20 protein-coding genes are annotated in these 22,201 nt (G+C 58.8%); 1 reads left to right on the forward strand and 19 read right to left on the reverse strand.

Features of this window, described 5'->3' with window-relative positions; all coding sequences use genetic code 11:
• Nucleotides 1-3: 3 nt before the first annotated feature.
• Both K6117_RS02380 and K6117_RS02385 read right to left on the reverse strand, forming a co-directional pair.
• Complete coding sequence (locus tag K6117_RS02380; protein WP_221792148.1) at nt 4-1,467, reverse strand: NAD-dependent succinate-semialdehyde dehydrogenase; 1,464 nt, start codon at nt 1,465-1,467, stop codon at nt 4-6.
• On the reverse strand, nt 1,467-2,324 hold the full coding sequence (locus K6117_RS02385; RefSeq protein ID WP_246604767.1) for a GNAT family N-acetyltransferase: 858 nt from the start codon (nt 2,322-2,324) through the stop codon (nt 1,467-1,469). The genes K6117_RS02380 and K6117_RS02385 overlap by 1 nt, the downstream gene beginning before the upstream one ends.
• A 190-nt stretch (nt 2,325-2,514) precedes the next feature.
• Between K6117_RS02385 and K6117_RS02390 the strand changes: the two genes are divergently transcribed.
• Nucleotides 2,515-3,993, forward strand: a complete 1,479-nt coding sequence (locus K6117_RS02390) for an aldehyde dehydrogenase family protein (RefSeq protein ID WP_221792149.1) — start codon at nt 2,515-2,517, stop codon at nt 3,991-3,993.
• 35 nt (nt 3,994-4,028) lie between these two features.
• Here K6117_RS02390 and K6117_RS02395 read toward each other — a convergent pair whose 3' ends face one another.
• The 17 genes from K6117_RS02395 to K6117_RS02475 all read right to left on the reverse strand — a co-directional run bounded on the left by K6117_RS02395 (nt 4,029) and on the right by K6117_RS02475 (nt 22,104).
• A complete protein-coding gene (locus tag K6117_RS02395) occupies nt 4,029-5,159 on the reverse strand; it encodes an NAD(P)/FAD-dependent oxidoreductase (RefSeq protein WP_221792150.1) in 1,131 nt (376 codons plus the stop codon).
• Nucleotides 5,156-6,529 carry an FAD/NAD(P)-dependent oxidoreductase gene (locus K6117_RS02400; protein ID WP_221792151.1) on the reverse strand — a complete coding sequence of 458 codons (1,374 nt, stop codon included), beginning with the start codon at nt 6,527-6,529 and terminating at the stop codon, nt 5,156-5,158. The genes K6117_RS02395 and K6117_RS02400 overlap by 4 nt, the downstream gene beginning before the upstream one ends.
• A complete protein-coding gene (locus K6117_RS02405; RefSeq protein ID WP_221792152.1) occupies nt 6,511-6,819 on the reverse strand; it encodes a (2Fe-2S)-binding protein in 309 nt (102 codons plus the stop codon). The genes K6117_RS02400 and K6117_RS02405 overlap by 19 nt, the downstream gene beginning before the upstream one ends.
• Entirely contained in the window at nt 6,816-8,396 is a 1,581-nt protein-coding gene (locus K6117_RS02410) for an ABC transporter ATP-binding protein (RefSeq protein WP_221792153.1), read from the reverse strand. Before K6117_RS02410 ends, K6117_RS02405 begins: the two co-directional genes overlap by 4 nt.
• Nucleotides 8,393-9,190 (reverse strand): ABC transporter permease, encoded by a 798-nt coding sequence (locus K6117_RS02415; protein ID WP_221792154.1) that lies wholly within the window; start codon nt 9,188-9,190, stop codon nt 8,393-8,395. Before K6117_RS02415 ends, K6117_RS02410 begins: the two co-directional genes overlap by 4 nt.
• Nucleotides 9,187-10,137 (reverse strand): ABC transporter permease, encoded by a 951-nt coding sequence (locus K6117_RS02420; RefSeq protein ID WP_221792155.1) that lies wholly within the window; start codon nt 10,135-10,137, stop codon nt 9,187-9,189. Before K6117_RS02420 ends, K6117_RS02415 begins: the two co-directional genes overlap by 4 nt.
• Nucleotides 10,137-11,654: an ABC transporter substrate-binding protein gene (locus tag K6117_RS02425; protein WP_221792156.1), complete on the reverse strand. Its 1,518-nt coding sequence runs from the start codon at nt 11,652-11,654 to the stop codon at nt 10,137-10,139. The genes K6117_RS02420 and K6117_RS02425 overlap by 1 nt, the downstream gene beginning before the upstream one ends.
• 11 nt (nt 11,655-11,665) lie before the next feature.
• A complete protein-coding gene (locus K6117_RS02430) occupies nt 11,666-12,958 on the reverse strand; it encodes an NAD(P)/FAD-dependent oxidoreductase (RefSeq protein ID WP_221792157.1) in 1,293 nt (430 codons plus the stop codon).
• A gap of 5 nt (nt 12,959-12,963) precedes the next feature.
• Nucleotides 12,964-13,632 (reverse strand): haloacid dehalogenase type II, encoded by a 669-nt coding sequence (locus K6117_RS02435; protein WP_221792158.1) that lies wholly within the window; start codon nt 13,630-13,632, stop codon nt 12,964-12,966.
• A 173-nt stretch (nt 13,633-13,805) separates the two neighbouring features.
• Entirely contained in the window at nt 13,806-14,732 is a 927-nt protein-coding gene (locus tag K6117_RS02440) for a 2-hydroxyacid dehydrogenase (RefSeq protein WP_221792159.1), read from the reverse strand.
• Nucleotides 14,729-15,760, reverse strand: a complete 1,032-nt coding sequence (locus K6117_RS02445) for a PepSY-associated TM helix domain-containing protein (RefSeq protein ID WP_221792160.1) — start codon at nt 15,758-15,760, stop codon at nt 14,729-14,731. Before K6117_RS02445 ends, K6117_RS02440 begins: the two co-directional genes overlap by 4 nt.
• Nucleotides 15,761-15,906: 146 nt before the next feature.
• The gene (locus tag K6117_RS02450) at nt 15,907-18,060 is read right to left on the reverse strand and encodes a TonB-dependent siderophore receptor (protein WP_221792161.1); all 2,154 of its coding nucleotides are present in this window, start codon (nt 18,058-18,060) and stop codon (nt 15,907-15,909) included.
• A 295-nt stretch (nt 18,061-18,355) separates the two neighbouring features.
• The gene (locus K6117_RS02455) at nt 18,356-19,558 is read right to left on the reverse strand and encodes an acetyltransferase domain-containing protein (RefSeq protein ID WP_425514676.1); all 1,203 of its coding nucleotides are present in this window, start codon (nt 19,556-19,558) and stop codon (nt 18,356-18,358) included.
• Between the two features lie 33 nt (nt 19,559-19,591).
• Nucleotides 19,592-20,188 carry a hypothetical protein gene (locus K6117_RS02460; RefSeq protein ID WP_246604768.1) on the reverse strand — a complete coding sequence of 199 codons (597 nt, stop codon included), beginning with the start codon at nt 20,186-20,188 and terminating at the stop codon, nt 19,592-19,594.
• A 2-nt stretch (nt 20,189-20,190) separates the two neighbouring features.
• The gene (locus K6117_RS02465; protein ID WP_246604769.1) at nt 20,191-20,940 is read right to left on the reverse strand and encodes a HupE/UreJ family protein; all 750 of its coding nucleotides are present in this window, start codon (nt 20,938-20,940) and stop codon (nt 20,191-20,193) included.
• Complete coding sequence (locus K6117_RS02470) at nt 20,937-21,326, reverse strand: hypothetical protein (RefSeq protein WP_246604770.1); 390 nt, start codon at nt 21,324-21,326, stop codon at nt 20,937-20,939. Before K6117_RS02470 ends, K6117_RS02465 begins: the two co-directional genes overlap by 4 nt.
• Nucleotides 21,327-21,360: 34 nt before the next feature.
• Nucleotides 21,361-22,104, reverse strand: a complete 744-nt coding sequence (locus tag K6117_RS02475; RefSeq protein WP_221792163.1) for a DUF4198 domain-containing protein — start codon at nt 22,102-22,104, stop codon at nt 21,361-21,363.
• Nucleotides 22,105-22,201 lie beyond the last annotated feature (97 nt).

The following is a 22,201-nucleotide window of genomic DNA, read 5'->3' on the forward strand; positions in this document are numbered from 1 at the left end:
ATTTCACAAATCGAGACCGGCGATGTGAAACGCCTTGATCTCCAGATATTCATCAATCCCCATCGTCCCGCCTTCGCGGCCAAGGCCGGATTGCTTGATCCCGCCGAACGGGGCCATTTCCATCGCGATGGAGCCGGTGTTGAGCGCGACCATCCCCGCCTCCAACCGCTCCGCCGTGCGGAAGGCGCGGCTCAGATTTTCGGTGTAGAAATAGCTCGCCAGCCCGAAATTGGTGGCGTTCGCCATTTCAATGCCTTCTTCGTCATGGCGGAAACGGAACAAAGGTGCGACCGGGCCGAAGGTTTCTTCCGTCGCCACGCGCATCGCCTGTGTCGCGCCCGTCAGCACGACCGGCGTCGCAAAATTCTGATAGGCCATATTATTTTCCGCCTGCGCCAGCACCGATGCGCCATGCGACAAGGCATCGTCCAAATGGCTGCGGACCTTATCGACCGCCGCCGCATTGATCAGCGGACCAATATTGCTACCCGGCATATCGCCCGCCCCGACCTTCAGTTCGGATACGGCCTTGGCCAATTTCGCCGCAAACGCATCATAAATGCCCTCTTGCACCAAGATACGATTGGCGCACACGCAGGTCTGGCCCGCATTGCGGAATTTGCTGACCATCGCGCTTTGCACCGCCATATCGAGATTCGCATCGTCGAACACGATCAACGGCGCATTGCCGCCGAGTTCGAGGCTCAGCTTCTTGATCGTCGGGGCGCATTGTTCCATCAACAACGCCCCGACGCGGGTGGACCCGGTGAAGGACAATTTCCGCACCACCGGGCTGGAGGTCAGCTCCGCGCCGATTTCCTGCGGATGGCCGGTCACGATATTGATGACGCCCGCCGGAAAGCCCGCCCGTTCCGCCAGCTTCACCAGCGCAAGCGCGGTATAAGGGGTCAGTTCCGAAGGCTTGATCACCACCGGACAGCCCGCCGCCAACGCGGGCGCGCATTTGCGGGTGATCATCGCCGCCGGAAAATTCCACGGCGTGATCGCCACGGATACGCCAATCGGCTCTTTCATGATGAGGATGCGACGGTTCGATTCCGGGGCCGGAATCATGCTGCCCTGCACCCTTTTGCCCTCTTCCGCGAACCATTTGATGAAGCTCGCGGCATAGCGAATTTCGCCCTCGGCTTCGGCGGTCGGCTTGCCCTGCTCCGCCGTCATGATCCGGCCAAGGTCGATGATATTCTCCAGCACCAGCGCATGCCAGCGTTCCAGCAACGCCGCGCGTTCGCCCGCCGTCTTCGCCCGCCATGCCGGAAAGGCCGCATTGGCCGCCGCAATCGCATCCGCCGTTTCCGATGTGCCGCAATCGGGGATCGTGCCGATCACCGCGCCATTGGCGGGGTTGGCGACTTCGATCAATTTCCCGCTGCGCGCGCCGATCCATTGGCCAGCTACATAAGACTGGCCGATCAACAGGGTTTTATCGTTAAGTGCAATTGTCATCACATCGCCTGACTTACCAAAGAGAAAATTCGAGCATCGCCATAAGGCGTAATCGGCTTGCCACGGACCATATTGGTCACTTGACCGACACAGGGCAGGCCCAATTCTTCCAGCCATGGCGAAAGACCGCTATCCGCCGTCACATCCAATCGGCAGAATTTGCCAACTTTGCGCCCCAGCCAATGCGCGATCAATTCCTTGGCGGCATAGGCATCCGGCGCGACGGTCGGGCCAATCGAATAGCCCCGCCCGAAACGGCGCACGAGTGAAAAGCCGACCGGCTCATTATCGCGGGTCAGCACGACACCCCGGCCCACCCGCTGCAATTCGCGGAACAAGGCAGTGCGGTCCATGCCCGTTGCCGCGCTGAACATCTGCGTCAGCAACTCGCGATCACGCACGCCCATCGGGCGGACACGCTGCGCGGGCAGCAATTCAGGCATTGGCACCGAAAATGTCGATGATTGATGCTGAAACACCATGCCCGTGGCGACAAAGCCTTCGCTTTCATACAGGCGAATTCCTTCTGCCGTCGCATTGAGCATGACCGAACGATCGCCAAGAATATCGAGCATCGCCCGCATCAACCGGCGGCCAATGCCTAAGCCCTGACAATGATTGGAAACAATCACCATGCCGAGCGTCGAGGCGTGTTCGCCAAAGTCCCACGCCATGATCGTACCGACGACCTGTCCTTGATAGACCGCGACCAAGCCCCGGCCATTTTGGAAAAGAAACTCCCAATCCTCCGGACGGTGCGGCCATTTCTGTTCGCTGGACAAGGCATAGCCCGCGGCGAGATCCTCCCGCCGCATATCGCGATACTCTACTTCCTGCTTGATCGGCGTTGCCATCATATATGCTCCTTGGCATTGCGACCACAGCATAGACAAGCCAAACTGGCATTGGCTGCTGGCTTCACGCGCGTTTCGAAACAAAATAGCGCATCCTTTGCGCCCGTATTCGTGCAAATGCCGCAGCACTTCTTGTATATTGATGCCAACCCCTTACCCGCTGCCCGCTGGGCAATTGAACAGGAATGCCGCCATGAGCCATGGATTCGATCCGGATATGATCCGTATTGCCGCCTCGTCGAACTTCATCGGCGGCAGGCGGATCATGGGCCATGCCGCCAAGCGCCCGGTCTTGCGGCCATCCGACGGCTTTCATTATGCCACGCTCGATTGCGCCAGCGCGGCGCAGGTCGAAGAGGCCGTCAATGACAGTTACAACGCCTATCGCCACAGCGGCTGGGCCAAGGCCGATCCGCGTGATCGGATGCGGGTGATGCGGCGCTGGGCGGATTTGATCGATGCGGACATGGATCACCTCGCCCCGCTGGAGGCGCTGGGATCGACCCGCAACATCGCCGAAATCCGCGCATGGGATGTCAATTATTCGGCGGAATGCATCCGTTTCTTCGCTGAATTTATCGATAAGGTCGGCGGCGAAGTCGCGACCACCACCCCGAACAAGCTTGGGTTCACCATCACCGAGCCTTATGGCGTCGTCGCCGCGATTGCGCCGTGGAATCTGCCATTGGTCATGTCCGCATGGAAAATCGCGCCCGCGATTGCGGCGGGCAATTCCATCGTGCTGAAGCCATCGGAACTCACGCCTTTCAGCATAATTCGGCTGGCCGAACTCGCGATTGAGGCCGGGCTGCCCAAGGGCGTGTTCAACATCGTGCAGGGCGAAGGCTATGCCGTTGGCGATCCGCTGGTGCGCCATCCGTTGGTCGGCAAGGTCACCTTCACCGGATCGACCCGCACGGGTGCTGCGATCATGGCGGCCTGCGCCGAAACCGGGCCAAAGCCGGTGACGCTCGAACTGGGCGGGAAAAGCCCGCAGATCGTGTTCAACGACACCGCCGATCTGGATAAAACAGCGGCCATCGTCGCCAAGGCGATTACGTTGAATGCCGGACAGGTCTGCGTCGCCGGGTCGCGCTTATTGGTGCAAGACAACGTTGCGGATCAATTTATCGACCGGATCATTACCGCTTTCAAAGCGCACCGCCCCGGCCCGACATGGAACAGCGATGCCACCATCGGCCCGATCATTTCCGAACCACAGCTTGATCGCATCGACGGCATGGTCCAGCGCGCGCTGGCCTCTGGGGCCGAGGCGCTGTCCGGCGGCAGCCGCGCGCCATCGCCGCAACAGGGCAGCTTTTACAGCCCGACCTTATTGTCCAACGTCACCAGCGACAGCGAATGCGTGCGTGACGAGATTTTCGGCCCGGTCCTGACTGTCCAGCGGTTCAGCGAAGAAGATGAGGCCTATGCCATGGCCAATGACAGCCGTTATGGCCTTGCGGCGGGCGTGCATACCGGCGACCTCGCCCGCGCATTGCGCGCGACCCGCGCGTTGGAAGCCGGGACTGTCTGGGTCAATCGTTATGGCCGCAGCAATGACATGATCTTGCCGACCGGCGGTTTCAAGCAATCCGGCATCGGCAAGGATCTGGGGCGCGAGGCCTATATGGCCAATCTCAAATCCAAGGTCGCCCTGATCGAGTTTTGATCATCGAGTTTTGATCAAGGCCGCATCCGGCGGTTTCAGGCTTTTGCGAACCGCCGGATGTCATAGCCCGCCAACGGAATATCGGTTTTCCCCGTGTCGATCAGTTCGGCCATGGTTTCGCCCACGCCCGGCCCGATCTGGAAGCCGGAACCGGAAAAACCGAACGCATAAAACAGCCCGCTTTCCTTGCCGCTTGGTCCCATCACCGGCAGGCTATCGGGCGTATAGCCTTCGATCCCGGTCCAGACCCGGATGATGTTGAGCTTGCCCAATGCCGGTGCAAGGCGGCGGATCTGCTGTAATTGGCTGACCGTATTCTGCGGCAGGACATAGGCACGATAAAGATCGGGATAGGATATCGCCCGCGTACTGCCGCCCAAAATGATATTGCCGCGCGCGACCTGCCGGAAATAGACGGTTTCCTTTTCCACCGGCGTCATCACGCCCATCGCAGGCGCAATCGCATAAGGCACAGGCTCGGTCACCGACATGGTCGGGGCCAAGGTCGCAAATGGCACCGGCTCGCCCAATTGGGCCGCGATTTTATCGCCCCACGCCCCGGCGGTGATCAGCAATATCGGCGCGCGAAAAATGCGGCCATCTTCTGTCCGCACTTCCCAATCCGTGCCGATTTTCTCGGCGCTCACCATCTTGGTGTTTTCATGGATCTCTGCCCCCAAACGCTTGGCCGCGCGGGCAAAGGCGGGGCTGGCAAGGCGCGGATTGGCATGGCCATCCAATGGCGAATAGGAACCGGCCAACACCTCCGGGCCAAGGAAGGGAAAACGCGCGCGCAACGCATTGCCCGTCAATATTTCGAGGTCCAGCCCCATCTGCCGGGCATCGGCGGCATATTGCTCCATTTTCTCGACATTTTCCGGACGGTCGCGATAACAGACGCGCATATGGCCGGACTGGAGATATTCCACATCCGAACCGAGCAATTCCTTGGCCTTGCGCCAGGTTTCAATCGCCCGATTGGCCAAGGGCAGTTGATCGATAGGCCGGCCCTGCCGGCGGACATTGCCGAAATTGGTGCCGCTCGCCTGACGCCCGACCAGATCGGTTTCCAACAACGTCACCGACCGCCCGCGTTGCCGCAGGAAAAAGGCCGCAGAACAGCCCATCAGGCCGCCGCCCACGATAATCACATCGCTCCGGCTCATGCCTCATCCTCCGCAACGCCGACCGAGATCGGCTTGACCGGTGCCTGCCCGCGCAATCGGCCAATCGCCTCCACCGGCAGATCACGCGCCGCCGCCAGTACTTCCGCCCCGGCCAGCCCGCAATAACGGCCCTGACACCGCCCCATGCCAACCCGGTTAAACGCCTTGGCGCGGTTCGCTTCACGCGCATCGACCCGGCGCATCTCGCCCACGGTCACGCCCTCGCACCGGCATAGGACCACATCGTCCGCAAGGTCCGCAATCTGTTCATGCGGCCAAGGAAAGGCTTCCGCCAAGCCTGTAGCAAAGCGGGCATAATTGGCGACCGCCTGCCGCAGCGCCCAACGATCCGACGCGGCAATGCCGAAGTCAGAGAGCAAGGTCATCGCCGCCAATTGGCCGCTGGCTTCCGCCGAACGCGCCCCCAATATCCGCGCGCCATCGCCCGCGAGATAAACGCCATCCACCGAACTACGACCATCCGCATCGACCACCGGCAGCCATTGCCGTGTCACGGCATCAAACCGAAATGCACAACGGGCGAGATCGGCCAATTGTGTTTCAGGACGCAAATGATGCCCCATCGCGACCGCATCGCAGGCGATCTCATGGACCTTGCCCCCCGCCTCGAACTGGAGACTGCTGACACCCGTTTCGGGTTCGCCCAATATTTCGAGCGGCTTTACCCCGGTCATCACGCGCACCCCGGATTTTTGCAGCATCCGGGTCAGCATGATGCCGTTCCACAATACGCCCGGTTCGGCCAAGAGCTTGGGCAATGCCTTGATCCGGGCGAAAAATGGTGCGGTATCCAGCACGGCAACGACATTCGCCCCGGCCTTCACATATTGGCTCGCCACCAGATATAATAACGGCCCCGAACCCATGAATACCACGCGCCGACCAATCGACACGGCCTGCGATTTCAGCGCGACCTGCGATGCGCCAAGGCTGAACACCCCGGCATATTGCCAGCCCTTGACCGGCATCACCCGATCCGTCGCCCCGGTGCAGAGCAACAGCGCATCATATTCAAGATCATCGACCCGGCCATTGGCATTGGTCCACACCCGGCCTTGCGAGATATTCCAGACCAGAGTGTCTGGCCGATAATCGATCTTGTCCTTCAACCCGTCGAACGTCTCGTGCAGCGAAAGCGCGCGATCCGCCTCGGTCCCGTACAGGCTGTCATAGCCACGGGTAAATCCTTCCGGCTGGCGGCGATAAATCTGCCCGCCATCGCGCCTACCCTCATCGATCACGACCGGGCGCACGCCCGATGCGACCAACACTTCCGCTGCCCGCACGCCCGCAGGGCCAGCGCCGACAATGATTACCCGTGGTTCGGCGATTACCCGTGGTTCGGCCATGTGACCTCCGGCTGGCTGGTGCTGATCTGCTGGCCGTTTTCAACCGGGGTCGAACAAGCGCGCAACCGCCCGCCATCCGCAGTCCAGACCCAGCAATCCTGACATGCGCCCATCAGGCAAAACCCCGCCCGCTTTTCGGGGCCGAACTCGGCGGAACGCAATGATGTGCCGCTCGATAGCATCGCCACCATCAACGTATCGCCCGCCATCGCCTGCACCGGCTGGCCATCGACGATGATATTGACTTTGGGCCGGTCCGTTTCGGCCAATCGCGTGAAACGCCCGTTCATGCCGTTCGCGCCTTTCTTTCTTCCAGCCATCCGGCGCGCAATTCTGGCACGGATGACAGCAATAATTCGGTATAATCATGGTGGCGCACCTGATCGAAATCGCTACCCCGGACATGTTCCACCACCGCGCCTTGATACAGCACCATGATATCGTCGCAAATCGCCCGGACGGTCGAAATATCATGGCTGATGAACATGATGCTCAGGTTCAATTCGCGCCGCAATTCGGCCAGCAGATCAAGGATCGCCGCCCCCACCACGGTATCAAGCGCGGACGTCACCTCATCGCACAACACCAATTCCGGCTCGGCGGCCAAGGCGCGGGCAAGGTTGATCCGCTGGATCTGCCCACCCGATAATTCCGTGCAGCGCCGCGTCAGCACCGATGCGGGCAATTTCACCATGTCGATCAGGGCCAACAGCCGCTTTTGCGCCGCCTCGCCCTTGAGCTGGTGATAAAAAGCGAGCGGTCTTGCCAGAATTTGTGCGACATCATGCGCGGGGTTGAGCGCCGTGCTCGCATTTTGAAACACGATCTGGACCCGACGAAAATGCTCTTGCTCGCGCGCCGACAAGGCCGCAGGCAAGATATCGCCCGCCAGCCGCACCTCGCCCGATGTCGGCACGACCAGCCCGGCAATCACGCGGGCGAGTGTGGATTTACCCGAACCGGATTCCCCGATCACGCCCAGCATCGCGCCGCGCTGCATCGTGAAATTAATGTCCTTCAAAATCGGACGGTTGCCATAGCTGGCATTCACGCCCCGCACTTCCAGCAATGGCACAGGCTGGACCAATGCATCGACCACCACCCGGTTTGTCGGCTCCGCCGCCGCCATCAGCAGCTTGGTATAATCATCCTTGGGCGCATGCAGGATCTCCGCTGTCGTCCCCTGCTCCTTGATCTCACCATGGTTGAGGACGACAATATGGTCCGCCATCTGCGCGACCACCGCCAGATCATGCGACACATAAACGGCGGTCGCCCCGCGATCCTTCACCACCTGTTTAAACGCGCGCAGCACCTCAACCTGTGTGGTGACATCAAGCGCGGTCGTCGGTTCATCGAGAATGACGAGATCTGGATCGGTAATGAATGCCATCGCGGCCATCAGTCGCTGCAACTGGCCACCCGATAATTGATGGGGATAACGCTGCCCGATGGTGTCGGGAAACGGCAGTGCCAGCGCGTGGAACAGCTCAATCGCCTTGGCCTCGGCCTGGGCGCGATCCATGATGCGATGGACCAATGCGGCCTCGATCACCTGATCCATGATATTGAGCGACGGGTTGAACGCGGCCGCCGCGCTTTGCGCGATATAGGCGATGCGATTGCCGCGCAATGCGGGCAAATCCTTGAGATGCGCCTCACCCAGCCGGACATCGCCGCCCGCGATATGGGTCCCGCGTCGGGCATAGCCCATCAATGACAGCGCAATCGTCGTCTTGCCCGAACCGGATTCCCCGATCAACGCCAGCACCTCGCCCTTGTTCAGGCTGAAACTCGCATCATGAACGATGGTCTTGCCGGTATCGGCTTTGACGCAGAGATGGTTGACCTCAAGATAAGCCATCATCTTTTCCCCCGCATCGCATCGATCAGCAGGTTGACCCCGATGGTCAGCGTCGCAATCGCAATCGCCGGGACGATGATCGCGGGCGCGCCTTCGGCCAGACCGGAGATATTCTCACGCACCAACGACCCGAAATCCGCCTCCGGCGGCTGCACGCCCAGACCAAGGAAGCTCAGGCCCGATAGCAACAGCACGATGAACACAAAGCGCAAACCGAAATCGGCCAGCATCGGATGGATCATGTTCGGCAGAATTTCCCGCAGACCGATATGCCAGCGCCCCTCGCCTTGGGTCTTTGCCACCTGGACATAATCCATCTGCGCCAGATTGACGGCCAATGACCGCGCGATGCGATAGCTGCCCGGCACATAGGTAAAGGCGCAAATCACCAGCAACAACGGAATGGACGATCCAAAGGCCGCGACCAGCACCAGCGCCAAAATCTTCGACGGAATGGAAATCATTGTATCCATGAACCGTGACAATAATTCATCCAGCACCCGGCTACCCACGGCGGCGGTGAGCGCCAGACCGATACCGGTTATGCTCGCCAGCATTGCCGCCGCCGCCGCCAGCCCGACGGTATAGCGCGCGCCATAGAGCAGGCGGCTGAACACATCCCGGCCCAGATAATCCGTGCCCAAGGGGAAAGTGGACGATATGCCGCTAAACACATCCATATCGACAAATTCGCCCACCGGATGCGGCGCCAGCAAAGGCCCGAACATCGCCGTCAGCAACCAGAAGATGACAGTGGCAAGACCGATCTTGCCGGATAAGGGAAGTGACCGGATCATTTGTTGTGCAACCTTGGATTGGCAAGGATCGCGATAATATCGGCCGCCAGCAGCAATAGCAGATAGGCGGAACAAAAGATCATCGCACAGGCCTGCAACAACGGGGTGTCACGGCTTGTCACCGCATTGACCATCAGGCTAGCCAGCCCCGGATAATTGAAGATCGTTTCCACGATAATCGCGCCCCCGAGCAAATAAGACAGGCTCAACGCCATCGCATTGATGATCGGGCCAATCGCATTGGGCAGCACATGCCGCCGCACGATCGCCACCGGCCCGACACCTTTCAGCACCGCCATTTCGACATAAGGCTGGTTCAGTTGATCAATCACCGCCGCGCGCGTCATCCGCGACATCTGGGCAATCACGACCACGCTCAACGACAGAACCGGCAGGGTATAGGATCGCAGAAATTCGCCCCAAGGCTGATCCGCTGTGACCATCGTGATCGACGGCAGCAGTCGCAATTTGACCGAAAAGATCAACACGCCAAGGGTCGCGACAAGGAATTCCGGCATCGCCACCATCGCCAGTGTCGATATGCTCAACACCCGGTCCAGCCGCCCGCCCCGGTTCATCGCGGCGGAAATCCCGATCAACAACGACAAAGGCACGGTAAAGGCTGCCGTCAATGCCGCCAGCCGCAGCGTGTTCGGCAGGCGATCCGCGATCACCTCCGCCACCGGCATATTCGCCACCATCGATGTGCCGGGGTCACCGGAAACAATGCCCCCGACCCAATCGCCGAACCGGACATAGGCCGGACGATCCAGCCCGAGATCATGGCGCAGCGCCGCGACCTGTTCTGGGGTCGCGCTTTGCCCCAGCATTTCCTGCGCCGCATCGCCCGGCAACAGATCGCTGATGATGAAAATCACCAATGACACCAGCAACAATGTCAGCAGCGCCGACGCGATGCGATTGAGGATCAGACGGTAGATCGACATCACCCCTCCCACCAGACATGCTCGGCAAAAGTATAGCCCATGAAACCACCAAGCGGGACCGGATACAGCCCCTTCAAACGCTTGTCATACCCATCGATCAGGCTGATAAATACCGGGATGCCGACGCCGCAATGGTCGCGGACCAGCCCTTGCATTTCGCCATAAAGCTGCTTGCGCCGCGCGAAATCGGCCTCGCCGCGCGCCTCGACCAGCAATTTATCGAACCGGGGGTTTTTCCAGCCGGATTCATTCCACGCCGCATCCGATTTGTAGAATACGCTGAACAGCATATCGGCGGTGGGGCGCGGGTTGGTATTCCCGAATGTCAGCGGATGCTTCATCCAATGGGTCGACCAATAGCCATCGGCAGGCACGCGATTGACCGCGAGATTAAGCCCGACCCGACCGCCATATTCTTGCAGGATCGACGCCATATCGACCGACCCTTCGGCGGCGGGCGCGGCAAACATCGGCAGGCGCACCCCGGTCAGCCCGGCCTTGCGGAGATGATAGCGTGCCTTATCGAGATCAAGCACGGTCTGCGGCAGATCATCCCGGTAAAAAGGATGGAATGGCGGGATCGGATGATCATTGGCAATCGTCGCATAATTGCGGAACAGCGCGCGTTTGATCAACGGACGATCCAGCAAATTCTTCATCGCCATCACGAAATGGGGATTGCTGGTCGGCAGCATGTCCTGCCGCATGATCAGATTGGTGTAGAAACTCGATTGCGATTCCAACAAGCCCCGACCACCGGCCAAAATGCGCTTGCTCGACCGGGCGTTGACTGCGTTGATCAGATGAACATCGCCCGACAACAACGCATTCACCCGGCTCACCTCATCGGGGATGCCGATCAGTTCGATCTCATCGAGATAGGGCTTGCCCGGCTTATAATAATTTTCAAAGCGGCGGCCAATGGTGCGTATCCCCGGCTTGAAATCGACAATGCGATACGGGCCGGTGCCATTGCCGGTGCGAAATGCCTTTTCGCCAGCGGGCACGATCAGGAAATGCGATTGCGACAGGATGATCGGCAAATCGACATTCGGGCCGCTCAGGGTGATTTCTACCTCATGCGTGCTCACCGCCCGCACCGCCAAAAACTGATCGGCGATGGACGCGACCTTGGAACCGGTCAGCGGGTCCTTGTGTCGCAGCAATGAATAGACCACATCCGCCGCGCCCAGACTCTTCCCATTATGGAAAGTCACGCCTTTGCGTAAGTGGAACCGCCACACCATCTGATCGCGGCTTTCAAAGCTTTCGGCCAGACCAGGACGTGCCTGCATCTGGCGATCAAGCTGGGTCAGCCCGCTATACGCCATATAATGACGCACATAATCGGTGGAGAGCGATCCCTTGGCCGGATCAAGCGTATCCGCCGTCGAGCTGGCGACGCTCGCCACCCGGATGCGCCCACCACGACGGGGCTTCGATGCCGCCCCTGCGAAATCGGGCAGCAGCGTCGCTGCCAAGCCCATCCCCAGCAGTTCGCGACGCGAGAAAGGCATGGGACCATCCATCAGTGAATAATATCCTGAAAGCGATAATAAAGCCCGACAAAAGGCAGGAACCACGGCTTGCCGAAATGACCCGGCACGCTGGGCCAATCTAGGTCGCGCCACGGATTGGCGTCTGGATGACCATCCATCACGGCGGCCATTTTTTCGCCCATATGGACCGACATCTGCACACCATGGCCGCTATAGCCCATGGCGTAAAACAGCCCGTCATGCTCGCCCGCCCGGGGCAGACGGTCGGCAGTCAGATCGACATTGCCGCCCCAGACATGATCGATCTTCACATCGGCCAGCGCCGGGAAAAGATCGGTCATCGTCTTTTGCAAGATATGGCCGCCCTTCACATCGGATTTATCATTCGACATCGCAAAACGCGCGCGTCCGCCGAAAATCAGGCGATGATCATCCGTCAGGCGGAAATAATTGCCGATATTCTTGCTGGTGACATAATTGCGGCGATGCGGAAATAATTGCGCCAGCACGGGTGCAGGCAAAGGCGCGGTCGCCACCACAAAGCTGCCAACCGTCACAATCCGCCGCCGAAACCAGTTAAACGGCCCGGCAAAGGGCGCGCCGCCGGTCGCGATCAACACCTGTTTTGCCACCACCGCGCCGCGCGGAGTCGTCACCAACCATTGCCCATCGCTTTGACGCGCCACATCGGTGACCAAAGCCTGTTCAAAAATACGTGCGCCCTTGCGGGCCGCCGCCGCCGCCAGACCGATGCCGAGCCGACCGCTATGCAGTTGCGCGCTGGTCTTTTGCAGCAAGCCACCGAAAAACTTATCGGACCCGATTTCATCGCCAATGCGTTCCGGCGAAATCAGGCTGACATGTGGATCAACCTCCGCCACCAGCCGTTCATAGGCGCGGGCGAATTTTTCATAATGCGCGGGCTTCGCCGCCAGCTTCAACCGCCCACAGCGATTGAACGCGCAGTCGATGCCCTCTTCAAGGGTCAAGCGCTCCACACTGTCCACCGCATCGACATGGGCGCGATAATAAGCCATTGCCCGGTCGCGGCCCAAGGCATCGGACAATGCGCCATAATCATGGGCGGTTCCGGCGTTGCACTGGCCGCCATTGCGCCCCGATGCCTCGCTTGCGACCTCGCCCGCCTCCAGCACGACGACGGATGCGCCGCGCTTGGCGAGCGCAATCGCCGCCGACATGCCGGTATAGCCGCCACCGATAATGGCGACATCGGCCTTGCCTTCCACCGGCCCCTCGGCCCCGCCCGTAAAGGGCGGTGCCGATGCCAGCCAAAATGACTGAAGGCCGATCTGATGCGTCATGACGATCAGAGACCCACCAACGCGGGCAGACAACCGATGTGCGGAATTTCGACATCGCGATAAAATGGGTTGGACGGTTCATGACCACGACCCACAAAAACGCGCGTACCGATGCGGAGGTCGGTCGCCGAATTCTGATCGTAACGGAAGCTCGACGAGACATGCATGATGTCCTTCGGGTCGCAACCAAGCTGATCGATCATATATTCGAACGCCTGCAAACGCGGCTTATATGCCTGTGCGCTTTCGGCGGTGTAGACGGCATGAAAAGGCGCGCCAAGCAGGGCGACATTATCATGGATCTGGCAGTTCATCGCGTTGGACAAAATGACCAACGGAATTTCCTTGGCCGTCTTGGCAAGGCCAGCCGGGACATCTTCATGCGGCCCCCAGGTCGGCACGGCGTTGTAAATCGCCTCGCCCTGAGATTCGAGATATTCCAGCCCATATTTCTTGCAGGTCCGGGCCAGCGCATTGCCGATGACGTCGCGATACGGCTTCCAATTGCCCAGCACCTCATCGAAGCGATAGGACGAGAAATCCTTGCAGAACGCATCCATCTGCGCTGGCGACAAACGGTCGCCATAAAATTCGCGCGCCATGTCCGACATGTGGAAACGGATCAGCGTGCCATAGCAATCAAAGGTGATGTATTTCGGTCGGAAAAAGCTCATTTTAATTCTTCCCGTCTATTGGAGCGGAGCAGCCTTGCCAGCTCTTGCGATCGATCTATTAGCGCATGTCGATCCCGGAACATGTGCCCGATTGCCAAGCAGGTCAGCGCAGATTTGTATCTTTTGCATGCGCCATTCGGCATGGAATTTTATGCGGCGTGTTTGGCCCCGTTTCAATAGCCCCGATCACGATCGACCAGCCCCTCCATCGGCACCCCATCGCGATGGCGACGGATATTGGCAATAATCGCCCGTGCGCCGCTATCTGCGCGGGTCATGCTGGCAATATGGGGCGTCATCATGATGCGCGGATGCGACCAGAATGGGTGTTCAGCAGGCAGTGGCTCCGGTTCGAACACATCCAAAACCGCCCCGGAAAGATGCCCATTATCCAACATGTACAGCAGATCATGCTCCACCAGATGCCCGCCGCGCCCGACATTGATGATCCCGGCCCCTTGCGGCAATTGCTCAAATGTCGCGCGACACAAAATCCCGCGCGTCTCCGCCGTCAGCGGGACAAGGCAAATCAGCACATCGACCCCATTAAAAAACGGCTGCAACCCCGCTTCCCCATGAAAAGTCGCAACCCCCGGCACATCATGCGGCGAACGGCTCCATGCGGAAATCGGAAAGCCGAACGTCTGGAGCCGTTCGATCACCTTCATCCCCAATTGGCCCAGCCCCATCACCCCGATCCGCCGATCCGCCGCCGCGACCAACGGGATCGCCTGCCAATGCCGCGCACGCTGCGCCTCGCGATAATCGATCATATGACGGTGCAAAGCGAGCGTGGCGAAAGTCGCATATTCGACCATCCCTTCCGCAATGCCGGGTTCGATCATCCGCACAATCGATACATGGGGCGGGATCGCAGATTGATCGAATTGATCAATCCCCGCCCCAATTGAAAACAGCACCTCCAATTGGGGCAGTTCGGCGAAAATTTCAGGCCCCGGCGCCCATGCGGCCAGATATTTCACCGCCGCCGGGTCGATGTCTTCCGGCCACATCCGATAATCGATGTCCGGCGCATCCTGCATGAAAATATGCCGCCATTTTTCGCCGCGCACCGGGTCTGATTTATAGAGAATTGTCATGCTTTGGGCCTCCCCGCCCGTTTGCGCTGCCACCACATCAACGGCCCCGTCATCGCGAGCGCCGCGAGCAGGAGCGCAACCAAAGTAAACAAGATCCGCCCCGTCTGGCCCGCGATCTCGCCGCTATGGATCGGCAATATTTTCATCCACAAAGCCGGATTATTTTCCGCCGCCACAATGTTACTAAGACTCATATCCGCCAGATCGACCGTCACTTGATGCACGGATCGCGGGCCATGCGCAGGCGCGAAGAAATTGACGCGAATCCGGGCATCGCTCAGGCGCACATCGCGAATCTGCTGGCCGGGAAAGGCCGATTGCGCGTGCGCCAACGCCGCATCCAGACGCCCCAAGGGGGCGGGCGTCACCACTGGCGGCTTGGCTCCGGCTTCCCACACCTCCGGCCCCGCCAGCAACAAGCCGGTGCCGCTGATCACAATCAGCGGCACCGCCACCACCACCGCGACGCTGCGATGCAATTGCCGCAACACCAGCCGGTTTGGCTGACGCCATTTGACCGCAAGGCTTTTCGCCCATCGCCCTTTTTTCGGCCAAAAATAGCCAAGACCGGTGAACAACATCCACAATAATGCACAGCCATTGATGAAAATCAGCGCAGTCCCGATCGGCCCCAACATCATGCGATAATGGAGTTGCATCGCCGCCTCGATCGGGAATGAGTCCAATCCGCCGCGCCGCAACACCCGCCCATCGCCCGGATCGACCGTGGCATAACGCGCCCCGCCCTCCCCATCGGCCAATTCCACCAGATACACGCCATCAGGTCGATCCGGCGCATAGACCCTGCGCACCAGCATATCGCTCATTTGCGCCCCATCAACGATCCAACTGAAGGGCACGGCTCCCGTCTTCAACGGTGACTGGCGCACCATGGCATGCGGATCTATGAGGCGCGCAAGTTCCGTCCGCCAACTCAACACCGCGCCCGTCATGCCTTGAATCAGCAAGAAAAGGGCGATGATCAACCCCGCATATTGATGCCAGCGGAACATGGCGGCTTTGGACATGAAACCTGTCTCCAGACACGAAAGGGCCAAGGATGCAGCACATCCACATTGCGGGCCATCACAAATAAGAACTGTTATAAAAAAGGCCGCCGGCGGAGATCCCCGCCAGCGGCCAATTTTACATATTTACAAACATTTGTGCGATATCAGAACGACACCGTACCACGCACCACTACCGTCCGTGGCGTACCCGGCGTCACCCACAGGCGCGCATAAGAGCTTGGATAATAAGTGGTGTTGAACAGGTTGTTCACTTCAGCCGAAATCTTGAAATTTTCGGTGAACGTGTAGGACGAGATCAGCTTGACCAAGGTGTAATCCGGGAGCTGGAAGCTCTGCACCCCGGTTTCGCCCAGACGCTTGCTGACATAGTTCACCCCGCCGCCAATCATCAGCTTGTCATTGCCGATGTCGAATTCCTTGGTCAGCAGGATATTACCCGTGTGCTTCGGAATGTTCAGCAGCGGGTCACCCTTCTTGATCGAGAAGCCGAAGCCGTTGGCATCGCCTGCATCGACGCCGGACGCAGCATCGAGATAGGCATAAGACAACCACAGACGGACGCCACCCGGTAATTCGCCGTTCAGGTCGAACTCGACGCCCTTGCTCGTCGCGCTACCCAGCGCCAGCGAGAAACCGGCGTTGTTCGGATCGGCGGTCAACACATTGCTCTTCTTGATGTCGAACAAGGCGATCGTGCCGCTCAGCTTTTCATCCGGGGTCGTGAACTTCGCGCCGATTTCATAAGAACGGGTGGTTTCCGGTTCAAACGCCTTGCTGTTCACGTCCGTGCCGGAGTTCGGACGGAAGCCTTTGCCATAGCTGGCATAAAGCGAGAACATGTCGCTGAATTCATACACCACGCCAGCCTGCGGGCTGAACTTGGTATATTTGGCCTTGCCCGTGGTGCGAGCCGCATAGTTGAAATCGCCCGAACGGAAGATCAATTCCGGACGGAATTCATCATAACGACCACCCAGACGCAGCTTGAACGCATCCGTCAGGTCGATCTGATCCTGAAAATATGCACCCCAGCCTTTTTGCTTTTCAAGATTGTCGCGGAACGCGCCCGGCGTCTTCAACTGGCCATAGACCGGATCGAAAACGTTGAGCCAGTTACCTGTGATCGAGGTCTGCGATGCCCGCGAGCTTGGGCGGAAACGCAGCTGGATCTGATCGATTTCCAACGAGTCGTAATCGGCACCGAACAACAGATGGTGCTTGATTTCGCCGGTATAGAATTTGCCGCTGATTTCTGAGCGAGCGACAAAATTCTTGGTGTCATAATCGCGATAGCGACGCTGACGCGACAGGTTCGAGCCACCCAGATAGAGCGCCTGACGCGACGGCGTGATTTCGGCATCGCTTGAAAAGCCGCTGAACGACGTATCGCGATAGCCGATACCGACCAAGGCATTCCAGCCGCTGCCGAGATTCTGCTGCACCTGCAACTGATGGCCAAGCGCCGTGATATGGTTGCGGCCATCGCCCGGTTCGCCAAAGAAGCGCGAACGCGGCACAACGCCAAGCTCGCCATTGATCGAAATCACACCACGGTCAAACGGCGTTTTCAGATCAATATATTCCATTTCATACGACACAATGGTGTCGGGCGACAGCTTCACCAGAATGGACGGCGTGACAGTGACGCGGGTCGTATCGGCGATATCGCGGAAAGAACCAGCATCCTGGAAAGCGCCATTGATACGCACCGCGATCGAGTCATTGATCGGCGTGGTGAAATCACCCTCGGCGCGCTTATATTCATAGCTGCCACCAGACAATGTCACGCTGCCCTTGGTTTCGAACAGCGGCTTTTTGGTGACGACATTCACCGTACCACCCGGTTCACCGCGACCGAACAGCGCCGAATTCGGCCCCTTCAGCACTTCGATACGCTCGATATTCGACGCATCGCGCGGACCGCCGAAACCACGACCGGCATTAAAGCCGTTGACCAGCACGCCGCTTGGCAGGTTTTCATCACCGGCAAAGCCGCGCACCGCGAAAGAATCCCAGATGCCGCCGAAATTGTTCTGACGGTTGACGCCGCTCGCCAGATCAAGCGCAGCATCGAGCTGGGTAATCCCGGCATTGCTCAGCAATTCATTCGACATGACCGAAACAGACTGCGGCAGTTCCTTGATATCAACATCGCCGCGATATTGCTGCTTGATCGCGATAACGACGATTTCGCCATCTTCCTTGGCAGCGGGTTCGGCAGCATAGGATGCCGACGTCATCGCACAGGCGGCTACGCCAGCGGCGAGCGAAAGGCGGAAAATTGAAATATTGCTCATGTTACATTCCCCGAAGTAAAAGTGGCGTTTCCCTGCGAAATTATCACATTGTTTTTATGTTATTTTATTGCAAACCACGAAAGCGGGGCATCTGTGTTTTTATCTGCCTGCCGCTCTTTTACATAACCCTACAGACGCTTTGTCAGTGGAACCAAGCTATGGGAGACGAGTGAAATAATACCTCAAACGCAACACCGCTGGCGGCACATAATTGTGAAATCTATGTGACACGGGTGGAAAATTCCGCCGCCGCCAATCCCGCCTTCATACACGAGATTGGCGACAGCGGCCCCCTTCACATATATTTCAGCCAGACAATGTCCTTGCGACGCTGCTTAAGCTGCGCAAACCAACGGGTTGGGAGATAGAGCGGCACAATCAACACCGCGACCCACGCCCATACAATCCAGATATGATCTACCCCATAGACGGTCCCCTTGGTCGGGCCGAAGATCTGGAGTGCGATCAGATAGAGGATCTTCAGCACATAAAGGTGCAAGAGATAATAGAACATCGGCGCGCCACCGAGCAGCGCGAGCATCGGCATCGCGCGATGCTGTTCATATTTCTCGAACAAAGCGAGCAACAACGCACCCACCCCGACCGTCGACAACAAGAACAACAAGGACGGCGGATATTTGGTCAAGGACAAGAAGCTCATCACGGTGCGCAGCCCGTCCTCGCCAAAGAACCAAGGCTTGTCGCCATAGACATTGGACAAGCGGATCACCACGAAACCGATCAGCATCCCCAACCCCAATTGCATCAACCGCTTGCGCCGCAACGCCGCATCGCTACCCTTCGCAAAAAGCGGCCCGGCATAATAGCCAAGCAAGATCACCCCGATCCACGGCAATACCGGATAGGTCGTCTTGGCGATCATCCCGCCGCCAAGTTCGATTACCGCGCGCTGATGGATCATCGCCCAAGGCACATAATAGGCATCCGCAGGCGTCAGCACGATGCCATCAAGCAGATTATGTCCGCACACGATCACAAGACCGACCACAAGCTGCGCCCAACGTGGGAGGTGGAGCAACGCTGCGAGCGCGATCATGCTGACCCCGATCGTCCAGATCACCTGCAACCAGAAAGTCTGTGGGATCAATTTGCCCGACCATGCGATGCCGACGAACGTCACCTCAAGGAACATCAGGAAAAGCCCGCGTTTCACCAGAAAGGACGAGACCTCGGCCTTGCTGTGCGACTGTCCATATAACCATGCCGAAAGGCCGGTCAGTGCCACGAAGGTCGGGGCGCAAAAGGTGGAGAGCAACCGGGTGAAGAACAAGGACGGCATCACCGTCGTCGCATCGACCGGATCGGACACCTGTAGATGGAGAAACCATGTTTCACGCACATGGTCGACCAGCATGAACAGCATGACAAGGCCGCGCAGCGCATCAATTGAAATGAGGCGTCTGCTCGTCGCCATTGCGGGCGTTTCTGCCCTCAACCCTGCGCCAAAGGCGGCATTCGGGTCCATTTTGGTCACCATATTATCTCTCCCCCTTTTCTGGGTGCAGCGGCATCATTCTTCCGGTTGGAAGAGATCCTTGTAAAATCCTGAGGTCTTGAGGGTGATCGTGACAGGCACATCCCCCTTGTTGCGCCAATACCAGCCATGACGGCCATCGAATGACGCGGTGAACACGCCCTGCGCCTCGGTCAGGTCGAGTTCCTTCCAATAGGTCGTGAACTCGCCTTCCACCGGCTGCGGCGCTTCGCCATGCATATCCATTTTCACCGGCCCGCCCTTGGCGTCCCAGCGAAAGGAGATGGTGTCGCCCTTGGCCATATGGGCCTTGATCTCGATCCCCTCATGCGGGGAGAGCGCGATCACTTTTTCATCGGTGCGATAGGGCGTAGCGCGGATAATGTCCGCCTTGCCGATGCTGGCGACATTCACTGCACCAGCCACTGCCTTATCGGCAGCCGCCGGGGCCTCCTCGCCCGATGCCGCCATATCCGTAAGGCCCAATCTTGCGCCAACGCCGGTGAGATCGAAACCGGTTTCAGCAGGCAGCACAAATAATGTGAGGATCACCCCTGCCGCCGCCAGCGCGCCCAAGCATGCCTTGACCAGGCTGGCAGGCGCAATATGCAGGGTTTCCATCTGGGTTGTCATGTTCATGCTCCCTGCTGGAAATAACCAGCCAATTGATAACCGATCAGGACAAAACCAGCCGCCATCAACGCGGCATTGGCAAGGATCGCGTTACGCCGGAAACTATCCGACATCCGCCACAGGCTCATCAACAACAAGATCATCGTCAGCGCCATCATCTGGCCCATCTCCACCCCGATGTTGAAGCTGATCAAATTGGGCAGCAAACCATCGGGCGATAAGGACAGGTCGCGCAATTTGGTCGCCAGACCAAAGCCGTGGAAAAAACCAAAGACCAGCACCGCCGCCTTTTGATTGGGGGTAAATCCTAACAAGGACTTGAACCCGCCGAGATTATCGAACGCCTTATACACCACGGAAAGCCCGATAATCGCATCGATCAAATAGGCATCGGCCCTGATGTCGAGCAAGACACCCAGCAACAATGTCGTGCTGTGACCCACGGCAAATAGCGTCACATAGGTCGCCACATCTTTCAACCGGTAGAGGAAGAAGATTACCCCGAACAGGAACAGCAGATGATCATAGCCGGTGATCATGTGCTTGGCCCCCAGGTACATATAGGGGATGATGTTGACGCCTGCCGCGCCCTCGATAAAGGCGCGGTCGTTTTCGCTGACCCCATGGGCCAACGCATCCGGGACCGCGCCCAGCAGGATCAGGGCAACCGCCAATATCGGCCACAGCCAAGGCCATGTGCGAATGAGCCGAGCGCCCACCCCGTGCATGTCAAGGCGTGGCGCTAACGTCATTTGCCGGGAAATACGACGAAGATGCGATCGCCGCTGGCCTTGTTGGTCAGGGCCACGACCGTCTTGGCCCCCGCCGGGATCTTCGCGCCCACCGCCGTCAGCCGATTACCGGCCATGGCGACAAGCGGTACTTCCTTTTTCTGGCCCGCTGCCGTGATCGTCAGCTTGGCCGTGTAACCGGCCGCCACCAACGGTTCATCTTCCTCGGTGATATAGACATCCACGCCCTTGGCCGTCGCGACCAGTTCGACCACCGTTTCGCCCGACATCTGGACCTTGCCATGATGTTGCGGCTTCATGCTGCCATGCGCCATTGCAACTGGTGCGGCCATCGCCGAAAGCATCAACGCCGCGCCCAAAGTACCCATATAATGTGTAAATTTCATCGCTTAAACTCCTCCAGCAGCGTGATATTATCGATCATTCCGGCAAATGCGGCAGAACGAACGACAAGGTCGCCTTATATTCGATCCGGTCATATTTGGTCGGGGCATCGGTCGGCCCGACATAGGTCGCCGCCAACACATTCAGGCCCTGATTGCGCACCGTGAGGGTGACGCTGCCATCCGCCGCTGATTTCTGCCCGGCCTGATCGGGGTCGTTGACGAAATCATTGATGACCACCGCGCCTGCAATCGGCTTACCCTTGAACAGCACGCGCAGCTTAACAGGCTTGCCCATTTCCACCGGCAACGCTTTATCGACCGGCACCAATTGCAAGGTCTGGCTGGCGATCACCGGCACCTGTGCATTGGCGAGGTCCGCCACATGCACCGCGAATTTCATCGTGCGCTCGGCCACAATCGCGCCGGGGACTTCATCCTTGCCCTTATTATGCCATTCACCATCGGGGGATTTGCTCCACATGCCATAATCCATCGCAGCGGCAATGGCGGCCAGTGGTTCATCGCTATCAACCAACGGGATCGGCCCGGCGATCCGGAACGACGCTTTGACCGGCGCCCATGCTGCATCAAACCCTTCGACCGCATTGATCAACGGCACGCGCTTGGCCGCATCAAGGTCATCGGCCCCAACGCCATAGACAAGAGCAAGCTGGCGGGCGCGCTGGGCAAACCAGATGCCATGGGCATCGGCAGGCATTGCAGAGGCCAGCATGCCAGCGCCAAGAACAGAAGTCAGTACACAGTGGAACGTCTTCATAAAGCCCTCCAAAAATCAAATCCGAAACGGATAGGTTCTGCTTGTCAGGTTATGCCGGCCATCAAGGGTGAAATTCCGAATTTCGTGCCGCCATGGC

The sequence above is a fragment of the Alteraquisediminimonas sediminicola genome, assembly GCF_019740335.1.
GTDB lineage: Bacteria > Pseudomonadota > Alphaproteobacteria > Sphingomonadales > Sphingomonadaceae > Alteraquisediminimonas > Alteraquisediminimonas sediminicola.